Source organism: Campylobacter concisus, from assembly GCF_003048835.2.
Taxonomy (GTDB): Bacteria; Campylobacterota; Campylobacteria; order Campylobacterales; family Campylobacteraceae; genus Campylobacter_A; species Campylobacter_A concisus_D.
Genome location: NZ_CP060705.1, coordinates 989,730 through 1,009,926, shown reverse-complemented (window position 1 = coordinate 1,009,926; position 20,197 = coordinate 989,730). Strand labels below are relative to the sequence as shown.

At 38.1% G+C, this 20,197-nt stretch carries 21 protein-coding genes; all 21 read left to right on the top strand.

The features are described 5' to 3' along the window. The first annotated feature begins 139 nt into the window (after positions 1 to 139). The 21 genes from CVT08_RS05010 (at position 140) to lptB (ending at position 20,194) form a co-directional block, all read left to right on the top strand. On the top strand, positions 140 to 1,363 hold the full coding sequence (locus tag CVT08_RS05010; RefSeq protein ID WP_107856203.1) for an argininosuccinate synthase: 1,224 nt from the start codon (positions 140 to 142) through the stop codon (positions 1,361 to 1,363). A 23-nt stretch (positions 1,364 to 1,386) separates the two neighbouring features. Then, positions 1,387 to 1,833: a 50S ribosomal protein L9 gene (rplI, locus tag CVT08_RS05005; protein ID WP_009293837.1), complete on the top strand. Its 447-nt coding sequence runs from the start codon at positions 1,387 to 1,389 to the stop codon at positions 1,831 to 1,833. Further along, complete coding sequence (gene hslV, locus CVT08_RS05000; RefSeq protein ID WP_002940451.1) at positions 1,834 to 2,367, top strand: ATP-dependent protease subunit HslV; 534 nt, start codon at positions 1,834 to 1,836, stop codon at positions 2,365 to 2,367. Positions 2,368 to 2,375: 8 nt separating this feature from the next. Then, entirely contained in the window at positions 2,376 to 3,698 is a 1,323-nt protein-coding gene (hslU, locus tag CVT08_RS04995; RefSeq protein ID WP_107856202.1) for an HslU--HslV peptidase ATPase subunit, read from the top strand. Then, entirely contained in the window at positions 3,695 to 4,564 is an 870-nt protein-coding gene (gene era / locus CVT08_RS04990; protein ID WP_107856201.1) for a GTPase Era, read from the top strand. The genes hslU and era overlap by 4 nt, the downstream gene beginning before the upstream one ends. Before the next feature lie 60 nt (positions 4,565 to 4,624). Further along, positions 4,625 to 6,145, top strand: a complete 1,521-nt coding sequence (locus tag CVT08_RS04985) for a C4-dicarboxylate ABC transporter (protein WP_107856200.1) — start codon at positions 4,625 to 4,627, stop codon at positions 6,143 to 6,145. Next, the gene (locus tag CVT08_RS04980) at positions 6,142 to 6,789 is read left to right on the top strand and encodes a pilus assembly protein PilO (protein ID WP_107856199.1); all 648 of its coding nucleotides are present in this window, start codon (positions 6,142 to 6,144) and stop codon (positions 6,787 to 6,789) included. Before CVT08_RS04985 ends, CVT08_RS04980 begins: the two co-directional genes overlap by 4 nt. Further along, on the top strand, positions 6,789 to 7,199 hold the full coding sequence (locus CVT08_RS04975; protein ID WP_107856198.1) for a hypothetical protein: 411 nt from the start codon (positions 6,789 to 6,791) through the stop codon (positions 7,197 to 7,199). The genes CVT08_RS04980 and CVT08_RS04975 overlap by 1 nt, the downstream gene beginning before the upstream one ends. Then, complete coding sequence (gene mshL, locus CVT08_RS04970) at positions 7,177 to 8,703, top strand: pilus (MSHA type) biogenesis protein MshL (protein WP_107856197.1); 1,527 nt, start codon at positions 7,177 to 7,179, stop codon at positions 8,701 to 8,703. Before CVT08_RS04975 ends, mshL begins: the two co-directional genes overlap by 23 nt. Beyond that, complete coding sequence (locus CVT08_RS04965; RefSeq protein WP_012001747.1) at positions 8,696 to 9,523, top strand: ATP-binding protein; 828 nt, start codon at positions 8,696 to 8,698, stop codon at positions 9,521 to 9,523. The genes mshL and CVT08_RS04965 overlap by 8 nt, the downstream gene beginning before the upstream one ends. Then, positions 9,516 to 10,391, top strand: coding sequence for a CDC27 family protein (locus CVT08_RS04960; protein WP_107797149.1), 876 nt, complete (start codon positions 9,516 to 9,518; stop codon positions 10,389 to 10,391). Before CVT08_RS04965 ends, CVT08_RS04960 begins: the two co-directional genes overlap by 8 nt. Further along, positions 10,388 to 10,927: a hypothetical protein gene (locus CVT08_RS04955; RefSeq protein ID WP_107856196.1), complete on the top strand. Its 540-nt coding sequence runs from the start codon at positions 10,388 to 10,390 to the stop codon at positions 10,925 to 10,927. Before CVT08_RS04960 ends, CVT08_RS04955 begins: the two co-directional genes overlap by 4 nt. Then, positions 10,927 to 12,678, top strand: a complete 1,752-nt coding sequence (locus tag CVT08_RS04950) for a GspE/PulE family protein (protein ID WP_107856195.1) — start codon at positions 10,927 to 10,929, stop codon at positions 12,676 to 12,678. The genes CVT08_RS04955 and CVT08_RS04950 overlap by 1 nt, the downstream gene beginning before the upstream one ends. Beyond that, a complete protein-coding gene (locus CVT08_RS04945) occupies positions 12,675 to 13,910 on the top strand; it encodes a type II secretion system F family protein (protein ID WP_012001751.1) in 1,236 nt (411 codons plus the stop codon). The genes CVT08_RS04950 and CVT08_RS04945 overlap by 4 nt, the downstream gene beginning before the upstream one ends. Positions 13,911 to 13,937: 27 nt before the next feature. Further along, positions 13,938 to 14,438 (top strand): PAS domain-containing protein, encoded by a 501-nt coding sequence (locus tag CVT08_RS04940; protein ID WP_107856194.1) that lies wholly within the window; start codon positions 13,938 to 13,940, stop codon positions 14,436 to 14,438. 1 nt (position 14,439) lies between these two features. Continuing rightward, complete coding sequence (locus tag CVT08_RS04935; protein ID WP_012001753.1) at positions 14,440 to 15,696, top strand: methyl-accepting chemotaxis protein; 1,257 nt, start codon at positions 14,440 to 14,442, stop codon at positions 15,694 to 15,696. Between the two features lie 182 nt (positions 15,697 to 15,878). Continuing rightward, complete coding sequence (locus CVT08_RS04930) at positions 15,879 to 17,975, top strand: TonB-dependent receptor domain-containing protein (RefSeq protein ID WP_230855961.1); 2,097 nt, start codon at positions 15,879 to 15,881, stop codon at positions 17,973 to 17,975. Beyond that, on the top strand, positions 17,969 to 18,796 hold the full coding sequence (locus CVT08_RS04925; RefSeq protein WP_048809815.1) for an alpha/beta hydrolase: 828 nt from the start codon (positions 17,969 to 17,971) through the stop codon (positions 18,794 to 18,796). The genes CVT08_RS04930 and CVT08_RS04925 overlap by 7 nt, the downstream gene beginning before the upstream one ends. Positions 18,797 to 18,829: 33 nt before the next feature. Continuing rightward, the gene (locus CVT08_RS04920; protein WP_002940508.1) at positions 18,830 to 19,075 is read left to right on the top strand and encodes an RNA-binding S4 domain-containing protein; all 246 of its coding nucleotides are present in this window, start codon (positions 18,830 to 18,832) and stop codon (positions 19,073 to 19,075) included. Beyond that, entirely contained in the window at positions 19,075 to 19,473 is a 399-nt protein-coding gene (tsaE, locus tag CVT08_RS04915; protein ID WP_012001754.1) for a tRNA (adenosine(37)-N6)-threonylcarbamoyltransferase complex ATPase subunit type 1 TsaE, read from the top strand. The genes CVT08_RS04920 and tsaE overlap by 1 nt, the downstream gene beginning before the upstream one ends. Beyond that, positions 19,466 to 20,194, top strand: a complete 729-nt coding sequence (gene lptB, locus CVT08_RS04910) for an LPS export ABC transporter ATP-binding protein (RefSeq protein ID WP_002940487.1) — start codon at positions 19,466 to 19,468, stop codon at positions 20,192 to 20,194. Before tsaE ends, lptB begins: the two co-directional genes overlap by 8 nt. The last annotated feature ends 3 nt before the right edge of the window (positions 20,195 to 20,197 follow it).

The window sequence follows — 20,197 nt, the reverse complement described above, 5'->3', positions numbered from 1 at the left end:
AACTTAAACTAAAATTTGTAATTTTCGCAGACAAAAACTATCAGAAAAATAAAATTTTACTTACATTATTTAATAGATTAATTTATTAAAGATTAATCAATTTAGGCTAAAATACGACCATTTCAACAAAAGGACAGCTATGAAAAAAGATGTAAAAAAAGTTGTTTTAGCATACTCAGGCGGACTTGACACAAGTATTATTTTAAAGTGGCTTCAAGACGAATACAAATGCGAAGTAGTCACATTTACAGCTGATATCGGACAAGGCGAAGAGCTAGAGCCTGCACGCAAAAAAGCCCTAGCGCTTGGCGTAAAACCTGAAAATATTTTTATTGAAGATTTAAGAGAAGAATTTGTACGTGATTATGTATTTCCAATGTTTAGAGCAAATGCCATCTATGAGGGCGAATATCTGCTTGGCACATCGATCGCACGCCCACTTATAGCAAAACGCCAAAGTGAGATCGCAAGACTTGTTGGCGCTGATGGCGTGAGCCACGGAGCAACAGGTAAAGGCAACGACCAAGTTCGCTTTGAGCTTGGATACTACGCGCTTGGCGATAATCTAACTATCATCGCCCCATGGCGCGAATGGGATCTAAACAGCCGCGAAAAGCTCTTAGCATATGCTGAGAAAAATGGCATAGATATAACCAAAAAACCAGGCAAAAGCCCATACTCAATGGACGCAAATTTACTCCACATAAGCTACGAAGGCCTAGTGCTTGAAGACCCGAGCCACGCACCAGAAGATGATATGTGGAGATGGTGCGTTGATCCTAAAAATGCTCCAGATAAGAGCGAGATCATCGAGATCGGCTATGAAAAAGGCGATCCAGTGAGCATAAACGGCAAAAAAATGAGCCCAGCTGAAATTTTAACCGAGCTAAACCGCCTTGGCGCAAAACATGGCATCGGCAGACTTGACATCGTAGAAAACCGCTCAGTTGGTATGAAGAGCCGCGGCTGCTACGAAACTCCTGGTGGCACGATAATGCTAAAAGCTCACAGAGCTATAGAGAGCATCACGCTTGACCGCGGTGCAGCTCACTTAAAAGATGAGATCATGCCAAAATATGCCGAGCTAGTTTATAACGGCTACTGGTGGTCACCTGAGCGAAATATGCTCCAAGCTCTCATCGACAAGAGCCAAGAGCACGTAAATGGCTCTGTAAAAGTTGAGCTTTATAAAGGCAACGTCACTATCCTTGGCAGAAGCAGTAAAAATGATAATCTCTTTAGCGAGGCATACTGCACATTTGAAGAAGACAGCGTTTATGATCAAAAAGACGCGGAAGGATTTATTAAACTAAATGCTCTTCGCTTTATAATTGCACGCAAAAATGGGCGAAAATTTGACTAAAAATAAATTTTAAAAGGACAAAAATGAAAGTATTATTAATAAAAGATGTAAAAGGACTTGGAAAAGCTGGCGAGATAAAAGAGGTAAAAGATGGCTACGGTAACAACTTCTTAATCGGCAAAGGCTTTGCAAAAGCAGCTACTCCAGATGTCCTTCGTCAATATGAGGCAGCTCAAAAAAGAAAGGCTGAAGAGCTAAAATATGAGATCGCAAATTTAGAAAAACTAAAAGAAGAGCTTGCAAAAGTGACAGTCGTCGTCAAGAAAACTCTTGGCGCAAATGGCTCGCTTTTTGGCTCAGTTTCAAAAGAGGAGATCGCAGCAGAGCTTGAAAAGACGCATCATTTGGTAGTTGAGAAAAAGGCTATCGACCTAGACACGCACCTAAAAGCAGTTGGTCTTTATGATGTCTCTATAAAGCTTGGACACTCGATAAATGCGACCTTAAAGGTTGATGTGCAAGGAGAGTAGATGTTTCATGCGACAACCATCTTAGCCTACAAAGGCAAAAATAAAGCGGTCATCGGTGGCGACGGACAGGTGAGCTTTGGCAACACTGTCTTAAAAGGCAATGCTGTAAAAATCCGCAAAATTCACAACGGCAAAGTCTTAGCTGGCTTTGCTGGTAGCACAGCTGATGCGTTTAACCTTTTTGATATGTTTGAGAAAAATTTAGAGCATACAAAGGGTGATTTGCTAAAGGCAGTGATAGAATTTAGCAAAGAGTGGCGCAAAGACAAGTATCTAAGAAAGCTAGAAGCTATGATGCTTGTGCTTGATAGGGATAAAATTTTCTTACTTAGTGGCACTGGGGATGTAGTTGAGCCAGAAGATGGCAAGATAGCAGCTATCGGAAGTGGCGGCAACTACGCTCTTTCAGCGGCCCGTGCCTTAGATAAATTTGCCGATATCGATGAAGAGGAGCTAGTCAAAGAGAGTCTCAAGATCGCTGGTGAAATTTGCATCTATACAAATACAAACATCAAAACTTATGTTTTAGAATAAGAGAGAAAATGAACTTAACACCAAGAGAAATTGTTAAATTTTTAGATGACTATGTGATCGGTCAAAAGGACGCCAAAAAAATCATAGCGATCGCACTTCGCAACAGGTATCGCCGCATGAAGCTTGAAAAGAGTTTGCAAGATGACATCATGCCAAAAAATATCTTGATGATCGGCTCAACTGGCGTTGGTAAAACCGAGATCGCAAGGCGACTTTCAAAGATGATGGGGCTGCCATTTATCAAGGTAGAAGCTAGCAAATATACTGAGGTTGGCTTTGTTGGTCGTGACGTTGAAAGTATGGTAAGAGACCTTGCTATGGCGTCATATAATCTCGTAAAAAACGAGCAAAGCGAGAAAAACCAAGACAAGATAAACGCTTACATCGAAGAAAAGATCGTCTCAAAGCTACTTCCGCCACTTCCAAAAGGTGCAAGCGAAGAGAAGCAAGCAGAATATGCAAAGAGCTACGATAAAATGCTAAATAGGCTAAGAAATGGCGAGCTTGACGAGCTAAGTATAGAGATAGAGGTGCAGCAAAACCCGCTTGAAGCTGGCTCAAATGTGCCACCTGATATGGCGCAGATGCAAGAGAGCTTTATAAAGATAATTGGCATCGGTGGTAAAAATATCAAAAAAGAGATGAAGGTAAAAGACGCTAAAAAAGCCCTTCAAAGTGAAGCAAATGATAAAATTTTAGACCTTGAGAGCGTAAAAACTGAGGCTTTAAGAAGAGCTGAAAACGAGGGCATTATCTTTATAGACGAGATCGATAAGGTTGCCGTTGGCTCAGGTAGCTCAAACAGGCAAGACCCAAGCAAAGAAGGCGTGCAAAGAGACTTGTTACCTATCGTTGAGGGCTCAAATGTTAATACCAAATTTGGAAATTTAAAGACAGATCACATTTTGTTTATCGCAGCTGGCGCCTTTCACATAAGCAAACCAAGCGATCTCATCCCAGAGCTTCAAGGCCGTTTCCCACTAAGGGTCGAGCTTGATAGCCTTGATGAGGATGCGCTTTATCAAATTTTAACACAGCCAAAAAATTCGCTTTTAAAACAATATATCGCCCTACTATCAACCGAAAATGTCGAGCTAGAATTTGACGATGAAGCGATAAGAGAGATAGCAAGGATTGCTCACGCAGCAAATGAAAAGATGGAGGATATCGGTGCTAGACGCCTTCACACGGTGATCGAGCGTGTGATAGAAGATATCAGCTTTGAGGCTAGCGAAAAGAGCGGCGAGAAGATAAATGTGACAAAAGAGCTTGTAAAAGAGTGCCTAAAAGACGTGGTTGAGGATCAAGATCTAGCGAGGTACATACTTTGAAATCAGGCTTTGTTAGCATCATAGGACGCACAAATGCTGGCAAAAGCTCGTTTTTAAATGCCTTATTGAATGAAAAGATCGCCATTGTCTCGCACAAGCAAAATGCAACTCGCAGAAAGATAAATGGTATCGTGATGAACGGTGAAGATCAGATCATATTCACCGACACACCAGGGCTTCACGAGAGTAACAAGGCGATAAATCAACTACTAATAAACCAAGCTATAAAATCGATGGGAGACTGCGATCTCATCGTATTTTTAGCGCCTATTCATGATGATACAAGCGACTATGAGAAATTTCTAGCTCTAAATCCAGAAAAACTGCATATCTTAGTGCTAACAAAAGTCGATGAGAGCTCAAATGCAAAAGTGCTTGAAAAGATCACTCAGTATCAGAAATTTCAAGATAAATTTGCAGCTTTGCTTACTTTTAGTACCAAGCAGCCTACCTATAAAAAGCCACTTCTTGATGAAATTTGCAAGCTTTTGCCAGAGCATGAGTACTTTTATGATCCAGAATTTCTTACGCCGACAAACGAGAAGGAAATTTTTAGAGAATTTATACTTGAAGCGATCTATGAAAATTTAAGCGACGAGATCCCTTATCTTAGCGACGCGATCATAAAAAGCGTAAAAGAAAAAACAGGCATAACTGAAATTTATGCAAGCATTATCACGGAGCGTGACATTCATAAAAGTATGATCATCGGAAAAAATGGTGAAACTATTAAAAGAATTGGAATTTTTGCAAGAAAGTTAATACAAAATTTAACCAACACAAAGGTCTTTCTAAAGCTCGATGTAGTCGTTAAAAAAGGCTGGAGTAAAGAAGAAAAGAGCCTAAATCAGATAATCGGCTATTGATTTTTTATTTTAAAGATATTAAAATACCAAATATAAGCGTTTAGGAAGGTTTTTTGATTCATGATGAATATTAAAAAAAATAGTGAAATTTCTATAGTTGCACTAGATCCGTATGACTATAAAGGATTTCGTTATCACAACAGCAATGTAGAAGCTTTTAACTTTTCAAAAACAGTCAATAAACGCGACTTTTTCATCTCATACATAAAATTTAAAGACTTAAAAACAACAACTATTTTTATCCCTAGAAGCGTTGATAACGACACCCTTTATGAGGAGCTTTACTCAAAGGTCTATGCGGAGCTCTCACTTGATCCAGCGCTTGATAATAAGATATTTTTTTCAGAAGGCACTACAAAAGCTCAAGAGAGAATTTTTACTGTTTTTGCTATCACAAATGAAGATATAAATTCGACCTTTAAAGCAGTTGCAAAAAAGGTCCCATATATCGACTACCTTGCGCCTGAGCCTTTGATCTACTCTGCTATTTATAAAAAAGGCTTGTTGCCTAGCACACAAGCAGACTGCTTTATAGCGCTTAGAAAAGATGAATCATTTTTAAGCATATATTTAGATGGTGATTTTTTTACTGCTAGAGAAATTCGCTATAACTTAAACTATCTTAAAGATAAATTCTTAGAGCAAAGCGGCGACCGCCTAAGCGATGATAAATTTCTCGAAGTTTTGTCTCAAAGAGGGCTTGTAAATAAAGACGATGATGGCTTTAACTACGATCTAAACACAGTTTTTGAAGATTATATCTTTTACTTTAACGATATTTTAAACATTATAAATAGCCAAAATGGCATAGCCATAAAGAAAATTTACATAGATTGTGACTATGAGATCAAAAATTTTGCAAATTTTATCTCAACCAAACTTGGCTTGGATGCCGAGTATATAAATATAAAAGTTGCGATAAACAACAAAAACTACACTATCAACGAGCGTTATAACATTATGGCTTTATTTGGTAGATTTTATACCAAAGAGCCATTTTATGAGAATTTTAACCTCTCAAATATGCTTCGCCCAGATCCATTTGTCAAAAGAAAAAGTGGCAAATTTTTGCTCACTTGCGCTGCGGCATTTGCGCTAAGTATGTTATATCCAGCCTACAACTACATAGCTGGTCTTGTTTTAGAAAAAGACAGCGCAAGACTAAATGACGAATATAGCGTCCTAAACGCACAAGAGATGCAGATAAAAGAGACGCTAGCTAAAATTTCAAGAGAACAAGAGGCGGTAAAAGAGCAGACTCAAAAAGAGAATGAAAAGCTAAATTTCAGAAAAGGTTTGCTTGCTGAGATCGAAAATAAAAAAGATAATTACGCTATGAAGGGTTTAAATCTTTTTAAAATTACCGATATTTTAAATCTAAACGCAGTTCATATCACAAACATCGTAAATAACGATAGAAATTTGACTATAACTGCAGTTAGCGATAATGAAAAAAGGATAACCCAGTTGATCAAAGATATCAGCAAAGATGAAAAATACTTGGTAAATACTAAAAAAATTCGTTCAGATGACGCTAAACACGAGTATGAAAGCAATATAAGCATAGAGATTAGACAATGAGACAAGATATTTTAAGCAAAATAGATCAGTACTTCGATAGCAAAAAGCCAAACGAAACAAACCTTATTTTTCTTGGCTCAGCGCTTATCATAGCTTATCTTGTCTATATGCTATGCTTTGATCCTGCGCAAAATTTCTTTGATGAAAAGCTTGATAAACATACGAGAATTTCTACAAAGCTAGAAAACACTAGAAACTATCTAGCCTCAGTTAGCTCCCCTGATGGCGATAGAGATTTCAAGATAAATGAAGAAAATAGAAATTTAAGCAATCTAAAACTACGCTACACGAATATTTTGAAATTTAATACCTATTTTGACTCAAAGCTTAAAGAGCTTTCATTTTTGCTTTTTGACAATCAAAACTGGGCAAACTATATAGATAGCATCGTGCTTTTGGCAAAACAAAATAATATAAAAATTTTAGAGCTTAAAAGTGATATAAAAGAGCCAAATTTCCAAAAGATAGAGCAAATTTTAAATATAGATGTCACTTGCCTTGGAAATTTTAAAGATATGCTTAGCTATATAAATGGACTTGAAGAGTCAAAACTTGTAGTAGATCTTCACAAAATGGATATAAATTCCACTCAAAAAGATCTAGGTGCTAAGCTCTCTATCTCAGTGTGGGGTATGAAGTACTGATGAAAAAATTTGGTTTATTTTTAATTTTATCTCTTGGTCTATTTGGCAGTGAGTTTGAAGGCGAGATGAAAAACTATGATGAAGTTTTTATTAAGATAAAAGAGCAAAGAAAAGGGCTTAATGGTAGTGAAATTTCTAGTTTGCAAGATCCTTTTAAGCTAAATTTGCCAGTTGCTCCAAAAGGCGATCAAAACACTACAAAATACTCTTCTGCAAGGGGGTTTATGCTAAAAGCCATTTTGCTAAATAAAGCAAATATAAATGGCAAGTGGTATAAGGTGGGAGATATGATTGATGATTACAATATCACAAGTGTTTATGGCAGCAAGGTTATCATCATAAAAGATGATGAAAAACAAGAACTAACTCTTAAAAATGGAAGTAAAAATGTTGGTATCAAAATTAAGTAAATTTATTATAACTGTGGCGTTAGCTTCATTTTTAGCTACCCCTATGATGGCAAAACCAAGCACATGCTTGAGTAAAAATTTTAGTATGAAGATCACAGACGATATAAGTCTTGGAGATGTTTTAAATCAGCTCTCTGAAATGTGTGATTTTAGTATCGTCGCAAAAGATGCTTATAGCAAAAAAGAGCTTGATGATAAAGTATTTGGCGTAAATATAAGAAACATGAGCCTAAGCGAAGTCTTTGATCTGCTTTTAAATGAGAAAAATTTAAGCTATGAGTTTTCAAATAATGTCTTAAAAATCTCATCGCTTCAAACAAAAATTTTTAAAATAGACTATATAACCTCTATCCGTGAGGGCACAGCCATTACAAAAGCTTCTGTTGATGCCTCTCCGTCAGAAGTAGGTAGTGGCTCAAGCAGTGATACTAGCTCAAACGACATAAAAAATGAAAACAACTTGATAAGAACAACTGAGAAATTTGACTTCTGGGAGAAGCTTGATGCTGAGCTAAAAGCTATCTTGAATAATAGCAGTGAGCACATCACGGCGCCAGATCCTATCATAAACCAAAATGCTGGACTTATCACGGTTACAGCGACCCCATCACAGCTAAAACGCGTTGAAAAATATATAGCCGAGATGCAAAGAAGGCTTAAAAAGCAAGTCATCATCGATGTTTCTATCATCGCAGTTGATCTAAATAACGAGTATAAGCAAGGCGTTGATTGGAGTAAATTTGAGCTTGGATTTAACTCATATATCGGCAACCCAGGTTCTAGTACTAGCTCATATGCAAGCTGGACAAACAAGGGTAACAGCTTAAGCGATGGCTTTGGACGCACGTTAAACATCGCTGCAAATTTAAACTTTAGCCTTGATGGCATGATAAATTTCCTTGAAACAAATGGTAAAACAAAGGTCGTTTCAAGTCCAAAAGTAACCACTCTAAACAACCAACAAGCGCTAATCTCTGTGGGTGATAATATAAACTACCGCGTTATGGAAGAGACAGATAATGGTAGCAACAATAACAATAACAACAGGCTTACAACAACTTATAAGCAATACTCTGTATTTATCGGTATCTTGCTAAATTTGCTTCCAGAAGTCTCAGATAACAATAAGATCATGCTTCGCATCAACCCAAGCTTAAGCAGCTTTAAGTATGCAGAAGATGACACAAGATCACAAAATACAGCCATTAGAGAGATCGCCCCTGATACAGTTCAGAAAAAACTCTCAACCGTAGTTCAGGTAAATAGTGGCGATACGATCATACTTGGCGGACTTATCGGACAGACCAAAGATAAGCAAAACACAGCTGTGCCACTTCTAGCCGACATACCTTTAATAGGAAGTGTCTTTAAAAGCACAAGAGATGGCGTAAGAACTACTGAGCTTATCTTTGTCATCACGCCAAGAGTTGTTGATCTTGAAGATGCAAAACCAGTTCAGCAGTCGCTAAAAGATCTAGGATTTTCTAAATCGATCTATGAGTAACGAAAATATTTATACGCATATAAAAGATGTTTTCATAGATGAAGATGAGAGTTTAAATTTCGTAAATTTAGACAACTCTATAAGCTGCTACAATAAGATAGTTTTGGCTCTAAAAAAGCCACTAAAGCTCATCTTGTTTTATGGTAAGCCAGGTAGCGGCAAGACCTTTTTGCTAAACAAGATCGCAAATGATCTAAAAGAAGATAAAAGCCTCATCTTTTTTCCGCATCCATTTTTTAGCGAGGCGACATTTATCGAGGCACTTTGTGAGCAAATTTATGGAAAAAAGCTTGAAGATATAAACAACTTTGAGAGCTTTATAAAATTTTATTCAAAAGACTTTAGCAGTAAAGATGAAATTTTAAAAAATCAAATGACGGTTATCCTAGATGAAGCACAGCTCTATCCGACTGAGCTTATCGAGAAGATAAGGCTTATGGCTGATACTAGGATGTTTAAATTTCTTTTTACGATACATAAAACTGAAAATGAAGATATTTTGGCGAAAGATTATTTTCAGACTAGAATTTGGGAGAGCATCGAGCTAAGTAGTGCTGATGTAAATGAGATCATCATATACTTGCAAAGAAAGCTTAGTCAAAAAAACTATGATAAATACCTTAAATTTGAGAAAAAAGACTACGAATGCGCCTACTCATTTTGCGGTGGAAATTTAAGAACGCTAAACAAGATCATGTATAAATTCTATGAAATTTGCGAATACTACGAGCAGTATCAGCCTTCAAAGCTTAGCGGTGATAAGGCAAATATCATGATACTTACCATGGCTGCACTTGATGCGGGGCTAATCGATGCTTGAACCACAAGAAATTCAAAGACTAGAAAAGCTTTATGAGAGCTACAAGAAAAAAAATGGTGGCTTTTTGCATAAAATTTTTAATGCCAAAAACTCTAAAATTTTAATCATCGAGCTTTTGCTTATCATCATTTTGCTGGCTGCATTGATAGTGCTTAGCATAGAAAAAGCTCCAAGTCTTGCTAATAAAAGCGATAAAGTTTTAGCCAAAAATGCAACCACAATAAAAATGGTAGAAAAAAATGAGACAAATGTAAGCGTTCTTAGTGAGCTAAGGCAAAAGAGCGAGGTTGCTAAGGCTAAATTTGAAGAGGGTAAAAAGCAAGATGAGCTAGCTGACAAGATAGCTAAAAAGCTTGAAGAGGTTGTAAAGATAAACGAGACAAACGATACTTCGAAAAATGACCCAAAAAGGCAAAGAAACTCACAAGGTTGGCTTAAGCTAAACATCCCTGATGAAGAGCCACTTACCGAGCAAAATGGTATAAATGGCATAAGCGTGCCACAAGATGAAGTGATAGATCTTGAGTCAAAGCCAGCTAGAAAGCGTGTAAATATACAAGTAACTTCAGCATCAAATGAAGAGAGCGTGCTAAGAGAACAATTTTTAAAGACAAATAATCCAACTATTGCGCTCGAGCTTGCGAGATTAAATTTTAGAAATAATAATTTCAAAGAAGCTATAAAGTGGTCGCTTGCTGCAAACGATATAGATAATAGCTTAGAGGAGTCATGGATCATCTTTGCAAAGTCAAAATATAAGCTAAAGCAAAGCGATGATGCCGTAAAAGCTCTAAGGGAGTATAATAAAAACTTAAACAAAGCTTCGATAAATGAGCTTATAAATAAGATAAAAAGTGGAACATTATGAGATTTTTTGCTATTTTTTTGGTTTTTGTTTGTGAAGTTTTTGCTGTTAGTCTAACCGAGATTAGGGATGACTTTAACAGCGCAAACTACGCAAAAGTCTGCAACCAAAAGGTTGAGGACTTTTTAAAAACACAAAATAACGAAGAGCAAATTTCTATGTTTGGCATCGCTTGCATAAAGATGAACGATCTAAACAGGCTAGCAACTCCGATCGATAAGCTAGTAAAGAGCGAAAAATCAAGAGAAAATGCTGCCTATTTTGCCGATATATTGTTTAAGAAAAAGCTCTTATTTCACGCTATGATAGATGGCGTTGATATAAGCTATATCAGGCTTCCAAAGAGTGATTATATACTTTCATTTTTGTTTGATAAATTTGTAAAAAAAGAGTATGTCGAAGAGCTTGGTACATTTATCTTTGAAGAGCCAAACTCTGACACGAGGTATGAGATCAGTCCGACAAATGGACAAATACCAAAGCTAGTGCTTAAAATTTTTAAAAATAACGACCTGAAATCACAAATAGAGTATAGATAATGAAAAATGTAGAAAATGTAATCTTAAAAAATATAGAACAAAACGGCAAACTAAGCACATCAGATATAGAAAAGATAAAGCAGATAAGCGAGCAAGAAGGCAAAGGCCTTGTTAAAATTTTAAGAGATGAAAATTTACTAAATGACGATGACTTTATGGAAATTTTGTCTGATATTTATAGGAGGGGGCATGTAAATATCGATGAAATTTCAAACGACCTTGAGCTTGATATCAAGGCTTTTGTTAAATTTATAAGCGAGAAATTTAAGGTTTTATACTTTGATCTTGATGATATCGACATCGACTATCGCATCAGCGAAAAGCTAAGCACCGCTCAACTAAAGACATATAGCGCGATCCCAGTAAAAGAAGATGAGATAAGCGTATATGTCGCTTTTAAAAATCCATTTGACGTTATCGCTCAAGATAAGGTGCAAAATTTATTTAATAGAAAACTACTAAAAGTTGCCATTGCTCAGCCAACTCAGATAGAAAAATATATAAGCAAGCTAGCACTAAATGAGAGCATAAAAGATGTTATAACAGAGATCAGAAGAGAGCTTTCAAGCTCGGCTAGCCAAGGTCAAAACAGTGAAAACTCTGGAATTTTAAAGCTAATCGAGATCATCTTAAAAACATCTATCCAAAGCAGAGCCAGCGACATCCACATCGAGCCAACCGAGACAAACTGCATCGTAAGAAGCAGGATCGATGGCATGCTAAGTGAGACATTTATATTTGATAAAGATATCTATCCGCCGATGGTTAGCCGTATGAAGCTACTTTCAAATATGGATATCGCAGAGCGCCGCCGCCCACAAGATGGTAGATTTTCAGCTCAAATTTTAGACAAAGAGTATGATTTTCGTATCTCGACGCTACCTATCTTAAACGGTGAAAGTATAGTATTAAGAATTCTTGATAAGTCAAAGGTCATTATAAATTTAGAAGACCTCGGCATGCATCCTGATAACTTTGCCAAATTTAAAAAGAGCATGAAAGCGCCTTATGGTATCATTTTAGTCACTGGTCCAACAGGATCAGGTAAGACTACTACACTTTATGGTGCGCTAAATGATATAAAAAGCGTAAAAACTAAGATCATAACAGTTGAAGACCCGGTTGAGTATCAGCTAAATATGATCCAACAAGTGCATGTAAATGAAAAGGCTGGTCTTACCTTTGTTTCAGCGCTCCGTTCTATTTTGAGACAAGACCCAGATGTCATAATGATAGGCGAGATCAGGGATCAAGAGACACTTCGCATAGCGATACAAGCAGCACTTACTGGTCACCTTGTCTTTTCTACACTTCACACAAATGACGCCATAAGCGCACTTCCTCGTATGATAGATATGGGCATCGAGCCTTATCTAGTAAGTGGCGCGCTCGTTTGCATAGAGGCTCAAAGGCTTGTTAGAAAGCTCTGCCCACACTGCAAACAAAAGATTACTCTATCTCAAAAGGCATTTGACGAGGTTAAGAAATTTGTCCCTGAAAACTATCAGTTTTATAAAAGCGTCGGATGTCCGCAATGCTCACAAACAGGATATCTAGGTCGTGAGATGATAAGTGAAATTTTGCCTATTAGCGACCATATAGCAAGTATGGTTGCAAATGGTGCTTCTAAAGATGAGCTTAAAAGCGTAGCTTACGAAGAGGGCTTTATAGATATGTTTCATGATGGCGTCATAAGAGCGGCAAATGGCATAACCACACTTGAAGAAGTTTATAGGGTTGCTAAGATATGAAATACTTTGAGGTTGAGTACATCCAAAACGGCAAACGCCATAAGATGAGCCTAAGAGCGAACAATAAAAGCGAGATCAAAGATAAAGCAAATGTCACTGGCATGATCGTAAAGATCAAGGAGACGCAAACTTCTAGCATAAATAACTTTGAAAATTTACAAAATGTGATCGCAAAGGCTTTTACTAATCCAAAGGTCAAAATCCCAAATTTAGTTGCCACCATAAGACAGCTTAGCGTTATGACAAATGCTGGAATTTCTATCCACGATAGCATTAAAGAGGTTGCAAACTCCACCGAGGATAAGCGCCTGAAATTTATATTTCAGACTATAGATGAGGAGCTAAATCAAGGCTCAAGCCTCACAAATAGCATAGAAAATTTTAAAGAAGAGCTAGGCGACGTGACGCTTGCGATGATAAGGCTAGGGGAAAGCACTGGTAATATGGCTGACGCGCTTGCAAAGCTCGCCTCTATCTTGCAAGAGGTCTGGGACAATCAGCAAAAATTTAAAAAAGCTATCCGCTATCCGATAACAGTCATCTGCGCGATCATCATAGCCTTTGTCATCCTTATGATACTTGTTGTGCCGCAGTTTAGAGAAATTTTCGAGCAGTTAAATGCAGAGCTACCACTGCCAACTAAAATTTTGCTAAATATCGAATATGTCATGACAAACTACGGCTTTTATATCCTTGGAGCACTTGCATTTATCGGATATTTGCTTAGAAAATACTATCTTGAGAGTGAAGAATTTCAAGATAAGGTCGATAAATACCTTTTGAAAGTCTATCTCATTGGTAAGATCATATTTTATTCAAATATGAGCAGGTTTAACCTCATCTTTACAGAGCTTGTTCGAGCTGGTTTGCCTATAGCAGATGCCCTTGATACGGCTGTGATAACGGTCTCAAACAAGGATATCAAAAAGAAGCTAAGCGGCGTTAAGATACTTGTTGGTAGGGGCGTTAGCCTAACGGAGGCTTTTAGAGATACAAATTTATATGAAAATATGCTCATACAGATGATAAGCGCTGGTGAGCAAAGCGGTAGCTTAGACGATATGACTGGAAAAGTTACTGACTATTACAGGATGAAATTTAACGATATTATTGATAACATCTCAAACTATATCGAGCCTATCTTGCTCGTTTTTATAGCGGGCATGGTGCTTTTACTAGCTCTTGGTATATTTTTGCCGATGTGGGATCTATCAAAAGCCGTTAAAAACTAAAATAATTAAAATCTTAAAGGAGAGAAGATGTCTGAAAACAAAGAACATATGGTCGAAGAGAGCGCCTTTTTGGTCTCAAAGACCGACTTAAAAGGACGTATTACATATTGTAACGAGCCATTTTTAAAGATAGTTGGAGCTAAACAAGCTGAAGTTTTGGGTAAGCCTCATAACATCATAAGACACCCAGATATGCCAAGAGTAGTTTTCAAGCTACTTTGGGAGCGCATAAAAAATAAAGAAGAAATTTTTGCTTATGTTAAAAACAAAAGCTTTGATGGTGGATATTACTGGGTTTTTGCAAATATCACAACTTCGCTTGATGTACAAAATAATCCAGTTGGCTACTACTCAGTTAGACGCAAGCCAAATCCAAAGGCGATTGAGGTGATAGAGCCTATATATCAAAAGTTATTATCGGTAGAAAAGAGCGGTGGCATGGATGCTTCGATGAAATTTTTAACTGAATTTTTAAAAGAAAAAAATATAAGTTATGATGAATTTATAAATAACCTACAAAGGCTATAATATGTTTGGAAAAAAACTTGACTCTATAAATGAAATTTTAAGCGTAGTAGGCTCAGCTAGAAACGGCATCTTAGAGCCTAGGATAGTAAATGTAAAAGAAAATGACCCACTTTATGAAGTAGCACTTGGCATAAATGACTTGCTTGATCAAGTTGAGGCGCTTCAAAGAGAAATTTCAACCTCAATAGATGCTGCTCAAAGCGGACTAACATATAGAAATATCTTTACAGAGGGATTTCGCGGTATATTTAAACAAAATGCCATTTCTATGAGTAATGGCGTAACTGGCATAAAAGATAGTCACAAAAGTAAAGTAAGAGGTCTGCTTTCAAAAGAGCTTGATACACTTGGCAATGGCAACGACGGCATAGAAGATGTTAGAAACGATCTAAATGAGAGTATCAAAAACCTTAGCCAAATGGCACTCATGGCAAAAGATACGGCTAGAATCGCCGAGGATACGACGCACAGCATCAATGAGCTAAGCGTAAATATGAGCTCGCTTGAGGAGCTGATAGAGGGCTCAAGCCACGCTATAAGCACGCTAAATAGCAGAACAGACGACATCACTTCAGTTGTAAATTTGATAAAAGATATAGCTGAGCAGACAAATTTACTAGCTCTAAACGCAGCCATCGAGGCAGCACGCGCAGGTGAGCATGGACGCGGCTTTGCTGTTGTCGCTGATGAGGTTAGAAAACTAGCTGAAAATACCCAAAAAGCGACACACGAGATCGGCGTAAATATCCAAACACTTCAGCAAGAAGCCAAAGATATAGATGAAAACTCTAAAAAGATAGATGAAATTTCAAAGATCGCCACAGCAAATGTCGAAAATTTCAAACAAACTTTAGCTAGCTTTAACCAAAATGCAAAAGAGACAGCCCAAAGATCAAAATATGTAGAAGACAAGACCTTTGGCATCATCGCAAAGATAGCTATCATCGTTTATAAAGTGGGTGTTTATTCAGACACTGTAAATGAGCAGGGTTACGGCGACGATATAGCAAAAGACGCAGATGATCTTGTAGCGTGGTATGAAAATGAGTGCGCAAAGAGCTTTAGTCACACTAAAATTTACGAAAAATCACGCCATTTAGTGGATGAGTTTAACAAAAACATCAAAGCCATCTTGACAGAAGCTGGCAAGGGCTATAACGAGAAAAATTTAAAACATTTTGTCACTGAGTTTAGAAAGCTTGAAGATCTTAGCAGAGAGATATTTAGCTCATACAACGAAATGGTCGCTTCAAAATAACTTCAAATTTGCTAGACTCGCTTTGGGTCTAGCTCCTCTTAGATTGATTTAAATTTTATTTTCATAAATTTTTTCTACATTATCATTTAAAATTATGATAATTAATATTGTTTTTATGCTTGCTTTGTTAAATTTGCGTTTCGCTTTCATTATCAATGATTAAATTTAACAAAAGGATATCCGTGAATAGATCAAAATTTATCGCCATTTGCCTTAGTGCTTGTGTGGCAAATTCTCTCTATGCAGTAGAGAAAGAGAACAACGAAACTAAGCTAGATGGCGTCGTAGTAAGTGCGAGTGGCTTTTCGCAGCAAATCAAAGAAGCCCCTGCAAGCATCAGCGTGATAAGTGGCGATGAGCTTACAAAAGATAGCTTTACCTCACTTCACTCAATCGCGCAAAAAGTGCCAGGCGTAAATGTTGTCGGTGGCGAGGATGGTCCAGCTAGTGGTATCTCGATACGCGGCATGGAGAAGTCTCAAACGCTAGTTTTAATTGATGGCAAAAGAGTGAATTCAAGCAGCGCAAATCCAAAGGGTGGAGCAGGGGATATGAACTCAAATTTCATCCCGCCAGCTGAGGCTATCGAGCGTATAGAGGTCATCCGTGGCCCTATGAGTTCGCTTTATGGTAGCGACGCGGTTGGAGGCGTTATAAATATCATTACCAAAAAGGATTTTTCAAAATTTAGTGGCAACGTCGGCATCTCAACCACGATAAACACTCACAAAGGCATAGGCGACGGCAGACAAGGCGACTTTTATCTAAATTTACCTCTTTATAAGGACCTTTTCGCGCTTCAGCTTTGGGGATACAAAAAGCTAAGAGATGAGGATAATTACAAAGGCGGCTATCAAAAGAGCGATAAGAGAAATTTGAGTGCAAAGCTTTGGATCACGCCAGATGAACACAATAAATTTTTCATCCTTGGTTCAAACGAAAGGCACGACTACTCGCGCACAGTCGGCAAAACAGCCACTATAAAGACAAATAAGGTTTTAAACGCTTATGACTACGAGAAAAAGAGCTATGGCGTGGGCTATCTTGGCGAATTTGATAGCCTAAATGCCGATATCAGCTACATTTATGATGAGACGCAAAGAACGAGCCTTTTTGACAGCCTCATACCTGCAAAAGCTAAAAATCACAACTTTAACTCAAAATTTACAACATTTTTTGGCGCACACACTCTAACTTTTGGCTATGACTTTAGTAAGCAAAATGTCGGTACAACCTTTATCGTCTCAAACGCTTCAAGAAACGGCTTAAAAGACCCAAAGACCTACTCGATGAGCGAACATGCGGGATTTATCGAAGATGAGTGGCAAATTTTAGATGAGAAGCTCTTTTTAACGCTTGGCTCAAGGCTCACACACAACGAATTTTTTGGTAACCACCTCTCGCCAAGAGCCTATCTAGTCTATAACGCCACAGATACGCTAAGCCTAAAAGGTGGCGTAGCGACTGGCTATAAAACACCTAATGTCAATCAAATTTCTCCAGAAGTAGGCACTATCCAAGGTGGCTGGAGGATAGTTGATTTTGGCAACAAGGACCTAAAGCCAGAAAAGAGCACGACTTATGAAGTCGGGGCATATTATGACAATCAGGCTGATTTTAGAGGCTCGGTAACGCTTTTTAGAAATGAATTTAAAGATAAGATCCTAGACACAGACGGCAGTAACGTAAATAAAATTCCAGCCTTTGGCACTTGCACAAATGCACCAGACGTTACTTGCCCTGGCTGGGGAACTTACTTTAACATTGAAGGTGCGACCGTTTGGGGTGTGGAGCTAAGTGGCGACTATGACATCCTTTCAAATCTAAATTTAAGCTCAAACTACACCTATAATAAGTCAAAGATAAAAACTGGCAACCCAACGATAAATACGCCAAGAGGTCCTATGAAATTTAGCGAGACAGACCTAGCTAGACTTGATGGTAAAAGCCTAACAGCAACGCCAGAGCACACACTTCACGCCACGCTTACATATAAGCCTGTAAAAAGCGTCAAGACATTTTTTGGCGCAAACTATGAGAGCAAGCTAACAAGCGTAAATTTTGGTGCTGGCAACAGAGTAAGAGAGAACACAAAAGACCTACTCACCTTTGATACAGGCGTCAGCTGGGACGCAAACAAGCACCTAACTCTTAGCCTAAATGCCTACAACATCTTTGATAAAGTAAGATACGATGAGACGCTAGCAGACGATGGCAACTACTACTGGTATCCGCAAGAGGGCAGGAGATTTTGGTTTAAGGTCGCTGCAAAATGGTAAAAGCCTTTAAATTTTTACTTTTTACACTTGGCGTGACGCAAATTTTGCATGCAGGACCTAGCCAAACGCCTGAGCCACTTAGCCAAAAAGCTGCTAGTAAATTTGAAATTTCAACCTTTAAAATGAGCGCAAATGATGAAATTTATAAAATTTACACAGCCAAGCTAAAGGGGCAAGATAAGTTTAAAAATGTGCTTTTCTTGCTTGATGCAAACGCCCAGTTTAACATGCTTTTAAATGAATTTGATGGCAAGGCTGCCCCACTAATAATAGGCATAGGATATGACAGCAACAAAAGCTACGAGGTAGAAAAACGCACAAGAGATCTCACGCCAAAGGCAGAGGGCGAGGAGTTTAGCAAAGGTGGGGGTGCAGATGCGTTTTACCACTTTTTAACAAGAAATTTAGTGCCATTAATTGATGAAAAATTTAACGTGCAAAATAGCCAAAAAAGCCTTTATGGACACTCTTTTGGCGGTCTTTTTACGCTCTATGCCTTGCTTAAAAACGAGGGCATATTTTCAAATTTCTTTATCGCTTCACCATCTCTTTGGTGGGGTGAGTCTGAAATTTTAAAGCAAAACGTGAGCGAAGGTAAATTTAAAGAGAAACTAAAGGCTAAATTTGTCTTTCTTAGCGTTGGCGAGCTTGAAAAGAGAAAAGGCAAAACTGACAAAGCTGGCATTTTAAAGGCGAGTGATCTAGCCCAAATTTTAAAGCAAAGTGGGGTAAATTCTCACTTTGAGTTTTTTAAAAATGAAACCCATGGCAGTGTCATACCTCTAAATTTAAAAGAGCTTTTAAAATATCTAAAGGATTAAAAATTTAAGGCTATTTTTGTTAAAATCCGCCGCATGAGAGTAGATAAATTTTTAAACGTAGTAAATATCACCAAAAGGCGTGCCGTTAGCGAAGATATGTGCAAAAGCGGCGTTGTGAGTATAAACGGCGTGCAGGCAAAAGCGGCAAAAGATGTTAAGATCGGCGACGTGATCACCATCAAATTTCTAGCTCGTGAGGCGAGATATGAGGTGCTAGCGATCCCAACTACAAAAAGCATACCAAAAAGCGCCCAGAGCGAATATGTAAAAGAGCTTTGATGGTTTTTGAGCTTTTAGAAAATGAGCTTGATGGGCTTGTGCAGGTGCTGCCAAAAAGTGGCGTGGTGCTACTAAGTGGCGATCTAGCAAGTGGCAAAACGACGCTTGTAAAAGCGATCATCAAGGCGCACGGCATAGACGAGAGCGTGACGTCGCCCACATTTTCTTTGATGCAAATTTATGGTAAAGATATCTACCACTACGACATCTATCAGATTGGATTTGACGGGATGGCAAAAAACGGCCTTTTTGAAAATTTGTTTGAAGAGGGGCTTCATCTAGTAGAGTGGGGCGATGAAAATTTAGAAAAAGCTCTAAAGAAAAACGGCGAGAGCTATACGTTAGTAAAAATTTCTCCTAGCAAAAATGGCAGAAAATACGAGGTTATAAGTGCATAAACTAGAAGTAAAAGATCTAAAAAAGACGATTAAGAAAAGTGAGATCATAAAAGGTATATCTTTAGAGGTAAATAGTGGCGAAGTGGTGGGGCTTCTTGGGCCAAATGGCGCTGGAAAGACGACCACTTTTTATATGATCTGCGGGCTCATCTCGCCAACTAGCGGAGATGTTTTTTTAAATGATGAAAAGATCACAAATGTCCCGCTTCATAAAAGAGCGCACCTTGGTATTGGCTATTTGCCGCAAGAGTCAAGCATATTTAAAGAGCTAAGCGTAGAAGAAAATTTACTCCTTGGCGCTGAAATTTTAAATCAAAGCAAAGAAGATATCTCTAAAAGAGTAAATGAGATGCTAAATATGCTAAATATCGAGCCTATCCGTCTAAGAAAGGGCGTTAGCCTAAGTGGTGGCGAGCGCAGACGCTGTGAGATCGCTAGAAGTCTTATCATAAAGCCAAAATTTTTGCTGCTTGATGAGCCATTCGCAGGCGTTGATCCTATCGCAGTTAGCGACATACAAAGCATCGTTAGAGACCTTAAAAAGCTAGGTATCGGCGTTTTGATAACTGACCACAACGTCCGTGAGACGCTAGCCATTTGCGACAGAGCCTACGTCATCAAAGATGGCTCGCTGCTAGCAAGCGGCAGTGCGAGCGAAGTAGCAAACAACAAGCTCGTTAGAACGCACTATCTTGGCGAAGAATTTAAGCTACTTGAGTAGATG

Excerpts from the sequence above, each read along its gene's own strand:
- CVT08_RS04945 (WP_012001751.1), top strand. The coding sequence starts at position 12,675 with ATGAAATACTTTGAGGTTGAGTACATCCAAAACGGCAAACGCCATAAG.
- rplI (WP_009293837.1), top strand. The coding sequence starts at position 1,387 with ATGAAAGTATTATTAATAAAAGATGTAAAAGGACTTGGAAAAGCTGGC.
- CVT08_RS04935 (WP_012001753.1), top strand. The coding sequence starts at position 14,440 with ATGTTTGGAAAAAAACTTGACTCTATAAATGAAATTTTAAGCGTAGTA.
- CVT08_RS04955 (WP_107856196.1), top strand. The coding sequence starts at position 10,388 with ATGAGATTTTTTGCTATTTTTTTGGTTTTTGTTTGTGAAGTTTTTGCT.
- CVT08_RS04920 (WP_002940508.1), top strand. The coding sequence starts at position 18,830 with ATGAGAGTAGATAAATTTTTAAACGTAGTAAATATCACCAAAAGGCGT.
- tsaE (WP_012001754.1), top strand. The coding sequence starts at position 19,075 with ATGGTTTTTGAGCTTTTAGAAAATGAGCTTGATGGGCTTGTGCAGGTG.
- CVT08_RS04940 (WP_107856194.1), top strand. The coding sequence starts at position 13,938 with ATGTCTGAAAACAAAGAACATATGGTCGAAGAGAGCGCCTTTTTGGTC.
- CVT08_RS04925 (WP_048809815.1), top strand. The coding sequence starts at position 17,969 with ATGGTAAAAGCCTTTAAATTTTTACTTTTTACACTTGGCGTGACGCAA.
- CVT08_RS04975 (WP_107856198.1), top strand. The coding sequence starts at position 6,789 with ATGAAAAAATTTGGTTTATTTTTAATTTTATCTCTTGGTCTATTTGGC.
- CVT08_RS04985 (WP_107856200.1), top strand. The coding sequence starts at position 4,625 with ATGATGAATATTAAAAAAAATAGTGAAATTTCTATAGTTGCACTAGAT.
- CVT08_RS04980 (WP_107856199.1), top strand. The coding sequence starts at position 6,142 with ATGAGACAAGATATTTTAAGCAAAATAGATCAGTACTTCGATAGCAAA.
- CVT08_RS04950 (WP_107856195.1), top strand. The coding sequence starts at position 10,927 with ATGAAAAATGTAGAAAATGTAATCTTAAAAAATATAGAACAAAACGGC.
- CVT08_RS05010 (WP_107856203.1), top strand. The coding sequence starts at position 140 with ATGAAAAAAGATGTAAAAAAAGTTGTTTTAGCATACTCAGGCGGACTT.
- mshL (WP_107856197.1), top strand. The coding sequence starts at position 7,177 with ATGTTGGTATCAAAATTAAGTAAATTTATTATAACTGTGGCGTTAGCT.
- CVT08_RS04965 (WP_012001747.1), top strand. The coding sequence starts at position 8,696 with ATGAGTAACGAAAATATTTATACGCATATAAAAGATGTTTTCATAGAT.
- CVT08_RS04960 (WP_107797149.1), top strand. The coding sequence starts at position 9,516 with ATGCTTGAACCACAAGAAATTCAAAGACTAGAAAAGCTTTATGAGAGC.
- hslV (WP_002940451.1), top strand. The coding sequence starts at position 1,834 with ATGTTTCATGCGACAACCATCTTAGCCTACAAAGGCAAAAATAAAGCG.
- hslU (WP_107856202.1), top strand. The coding sequence starts at position 2,376 with ATGAACTTAACACCAAGAGAAATTGTTAAATTTTTAGATGACTATGTG.